Source organism: Neisseria sp. HMSC03D10, from assembly GCF_001807625.1.
GTDB lineage: Bacteria > Pseudomonadota > Gammaproteobacteria > Burkholderiales > Neisseriaceae > Neisseria > Neisseria mucosa.
The window spans coordinates 17,586-21,701 of sequence record NZ_KV789527.1 but is presented as its reverse complement, the minus strand read 5'-3'; the positions used below and the strand labels follow the sequence as shown (position 1 = coordinate 21,701).

Sequence of the window (4,116 nt, the reverse complement as noted above, 5' to 3'; positions counted from 1 at the left end):
TTGTCCTGATTTAAAGTTAATCCACTATAAAAGCATTTGAGAATAATTAATAATAAAATTTGATTGGGTTTTGTAATTTATTTGCTTTTATTTATGGTTAAAGAGTGTAAATATTTTTGAATGTTGAAATGGATTCTTAATACCAATGACAATAAATATCTATATAAAACAAGATATTGAATTTTCAGACGACCTTTTAAGGCTTCTGTTTCTTTTGATAATTGTTTGTATTTTAAATAGAAAATTTGTCAAGCGTCAGGCTTTTGCATACAATTCAGCCATCAAGAAACAACACGCAATGTTTTTTACAGACACTTTACAATTTCAAAGAAAGAGAAAGAATTATGCAAGGCAATCAAGCTGTTATCGATTATATGAACGAACTGTTGTCCGGCGAGCTGGCTGCACGCGATCAATACTTCATCCACTCACGCCTGTACTCCGAATGGGGCTACAACAAACTGTTCGAACGTTTGAATCATGAGATGGAAGAAGAAACCACCCACGCCGAAGACTTCATCCGCCGTATCCTGATGCTGGGCGGTACGCCTAAAATGACCCGTGCCGAACTGAACATCGGTACCGACGTGATTTCCTGCCTGAAAGCAGATTTGAACACCGAATACGAAGTACGCGATGCTTTGAAAAAAGGCATCAAACTGTGCGAAGAAGCACAAGACTACGTTACCCGTGATTTGATGATTGCCCAGTTGAAAGACACTGAAGAAGATCACGCCCACTGGCTGGAACAACAACTGCGTCTGATCGAGCTCGTCGGCGAAGGCAACTACTACCAAAGCCAACTGTAATTAAGCGTATAAGGAGCTGAAAATGAAAGGCGATCGCTTAGTTATCCGCGAGCTGAACAAAAACTTGGGCTTGCTCTTGGTTACCATCAACCAATACTTCCTGCATGCCCGCATTTTGAAAAACTGGGGCTTTGAAGAATTGGGCGAACATTTCTTCAAACAGTCCATCCGCGAAATGAAATCCGCAGACGATTTGATCGAGCGTATTTTGTTCTTGGAAGGCCTGCCTAACCTGCAAGAATTGGGCAAGCTGCTGATCGGCGAATCAACTGAGGAAATCCTGTCCTGCGATTTGACGAAAGAACAGGAAAAACACGATGCCCTCATCGCTGCCATCGCCATCGCGGAACAACAGCAAGACTACGTCAGCCGTGATTTGTTGGAAAAACAAAAAGACATCAACGAAGAACACATCGACTGGCTCGAAACCCAGCAGGAGTTGATCGGCAAAGTCGGTTTGCCGAACTACCTGCAAACAGCGGCGCAAGAGGACTAAAACACAAACCACTGCCAAATATAGCAGTCCCTGCACCCATAAACGGCATATCTTTTCGGATATGCCGTTTTTCTTTTCATCAAGCTCGTCTGAAAAACAGTATTTCAGTTTTTCAGACGACTTACCTTCTTCTAAAGAATATGTAACCCCATGAAACCCCAACCCCATACAAAAGCCCTGAAAACCGGACAAGTTTTCAGGGCTTAATTTTATATTCTACACTTGTTTACACGCTAAAGGCTTGAAAAATAAAATGTAGTTTTAAGTAATAACTGTTCTCATTGATGTAAGTCAAAAAAATATCGGGTAAGCGTTCACATCTCCGCCAATCGTTACACTTCATAGAGCTAAAGTGCTATTCTGCAAAGGTAAATTTCTTCTACCTATAAATTCTATCTGACAAATTAGGAGCTTGATATGTCAACCGATGTACAGCAACGCCCTGCCGCTTGGGAAGGTTTTGTCGGCGGTAATTGGGAAACCAATGTCGACGTGCGCGATTTTATTCAGAAAAACTACACGCCTTATGAAGGCGATGCGTCTTTCCTCGCGCCTGCGACCGAGGCGACGACCAAACTGTGGGCGGACGTGATGGAAGGCATCAAAGTCGAAAACCGCACACACGAACCTTACAAAATCGACGCGCAAATCGTGTCCGGCATTACCAGCCATGCGCCGGGCTATATCAATAAAGATTTGGAAACCATCGTCGGCCTGCAAACAGACGAGCCTCTGAAACGCTCGATCATGCCGTTTGGCGGTTTGAAAATGGTACAAGACGCGTGCAAAGTGTACAACGTCGAGTTGAACCCCGAAGTCAGCGAAATCTTCACCAAATACCGCAAAACCCATAATCAAGGCGTGTTTGACGTTTATACGCCCGACATCCGCCGTTGCCGCAAATCCGGTGTGATTACCGGCTTGCCGGACGCTTACGGTCGCGGCCGCATTATCGGTGACTACCGTCGTGTGGCATTGTACGGTATCGACTTCTTGATGAAAGACAAATTCAACCAGTTCAACTCGCTGCAAGCCGATTTGGAAAACGGCGTGGATTTGGAAGAAGTTATCCGCCGCCGCGAAGAAATCAACGAACAATACAAAGCCTTGGGTCAAATGAAAGAAATGGCAGCCTCTTACGGCTACGACATTTCCGGTCCTGCGAGAAATGCACAAGAAGCCATCCAATGGACTTACTTCGGCTACCTTGCCGCCGTTAAATCGCAAAACGGCGCCGCCATGTCGTTCGGTCGCGTGTCTTCATTCTTGGACATCTACATCGAGCGCGACCTGAAAAACGGCGTAATTACCGAAACCCAAGCGCAAGAATTTATCGACCATTTGGTGATGAAACTGCGTATGGTCCGTTTCCTGCGCACGCCCGAATACGACCAACTCTTCTCCGGCGACCCGATTTGGGCAACCGAATCCATCGGCGGTATGGGTTTAGACGGCCGCACGCTGGTAACCCGCACCAACTTCCGCGTGCTGCACACCCTGTACAACATGGGTCCATCTCCCGAACCGAATATCACCGTGTTGTGGTCCGAACAACTGCCGCAAGGCTTTAAAGAATTTTGCGCCAAAGTGTCCATCGACACCTCGTCCATCCAATATGAAAACGACGATTTGATGCGTCCGGATTTCAACAGCGACGACTACGCCATTGCCTGCTGCGTCAGCCCGATGGTGGTCGGCAAACAAATGCAGTTCTTCGGCGCACGCGCCAACTTGGCGAAAACCCTGCTGTACGCAATCAACGGCGGCGTGGACGAAAAATCTAAAGACCAAGTCGGTCCGAAAACCGAACCGATTATGGACGAAGTCTTGGACTACGACACTGTCTTTGCACGCATGGACAAATTCATGGATTGGCTGGCCACCCAATACGTTACCGCGTTGAACATCATCCATTACATGCACGACAAATACAGCTACGAAGCCGCGTTGATGGCGCTGCACGACCGCGACGTGAAACGCACTATGGCTTGCGGTATCGCCGGTTTGTCTGTGGCCGCCGACTCGCTGTCCGCCATCAAATACGCCAAAGTCAAACCGATTCGCGACGAAAACGGTATTGCCGTCGACTTTGAAATCGAAGGCGAATATCCGCAGTTCGGTAACAACGACGACCGCGTGGACGATATTGCCTGCGATTTGGTGGAACGCTTCATGAAAAAAGTGGCGACCCACAAAACTTACCGCAACGCGACGCCGACTCAGTCCGTGTTGACCATTACCTCCAACGTCGTGTACGGTAAAAAAACCGGCAACACGCCGGACGGCCGTCGCGCAGGCGCACCGTTCGGTCCGGGCGCTAATCCGATGCACGGCCGCGATGTCAACGGCGCCGTCGCTTCGCTGACCTCCGTAGCCAAACTGCCGTTCGAGTTTGCCAAAGATGGTATTTCCTACACCTTCTCCATCGTGCCGGGTGCATTGGGTAAAGACGAAAATTCCCGCGAACGCAACCTCGCAGGCCTGATGGACGGTTACTTCCACCACGAAGAAGGAGAAGTGGAAGGCGGCCAACACCTGAACGTCAACGTATTGACCCGCGAAACGCTGGAAGACGCGATGAACAATCCGGACAAATATCCGCAACTGACCATCCGCGTGTCCGGTTACGCCGTACGCTTCAACTCGCTGACCCGCGAACAGCAGCTTGACGTGATTACCCGCACCTTTACACAAACCATGTAAAGCAAAGGGTTTACAGTAAACCAAGCCGGGGGACGGATTATCCGGAACCCGGCTTGATTTTGCCTGAAGCAATGGTTTGATATAGTGGATTAAATTTAAATCAGGACA

General features: G+C 48.1%; 3 protein-coding genes. All 3 read left to right on the top strand.

Annotation, left to right across the window (positions count from 1 at the left end; translation table 11 throughout):
* Nucleotides 1-344: 344 nt before the first annotated feature.
* The 3 genes from bfr (HMPREF3066_RS05045) to pflB all read left to right on the top strand — a co-directional run bounded on the left by bfr (HMPREF3066_RS05045) (nt 345) and on the right by pflB (nt 4,008).
* Nucleotides 345-809 (top strand): bacterioferritin, encoded by a 465-nt coding sequence (gene bfr / locus HMPREF3066_RS05045; RefSeq protein WP_003755417.1) that lies wholly within the window; start codon nt 345-347, stop codon nt 807-809.
* Between the two features lie 22 nt (nt 810-831).
* Complete coding sequence (bfr, locus tag HMPREF3066_RS05040) at nt 832-1,305, top strand: bacterioferritin (RefSeq protein WP_003755415.1); 474 nt, start codon at nt 832-834, stop codon at nt 1,303-1,305.
* 417 nt (nt 1,306-1,722) lie between these two features.
* Nucleotides 1,723-4,008 carry a formate C-acetyltransferase gene (gene pflB, locus HMPREF3066_RS05035; RefSeq protein ID WP_070440876.1) on the top strand — a complete coding sequence of 762 codons (2,286 nt, stop codon included), beginning with the start codon at nt 1,723-1,725 and terminating at the stop codon, nt 4,006-4,008.
* Nucleotides 4,009-4,116 lie beyond the last annotated feature (108 nt).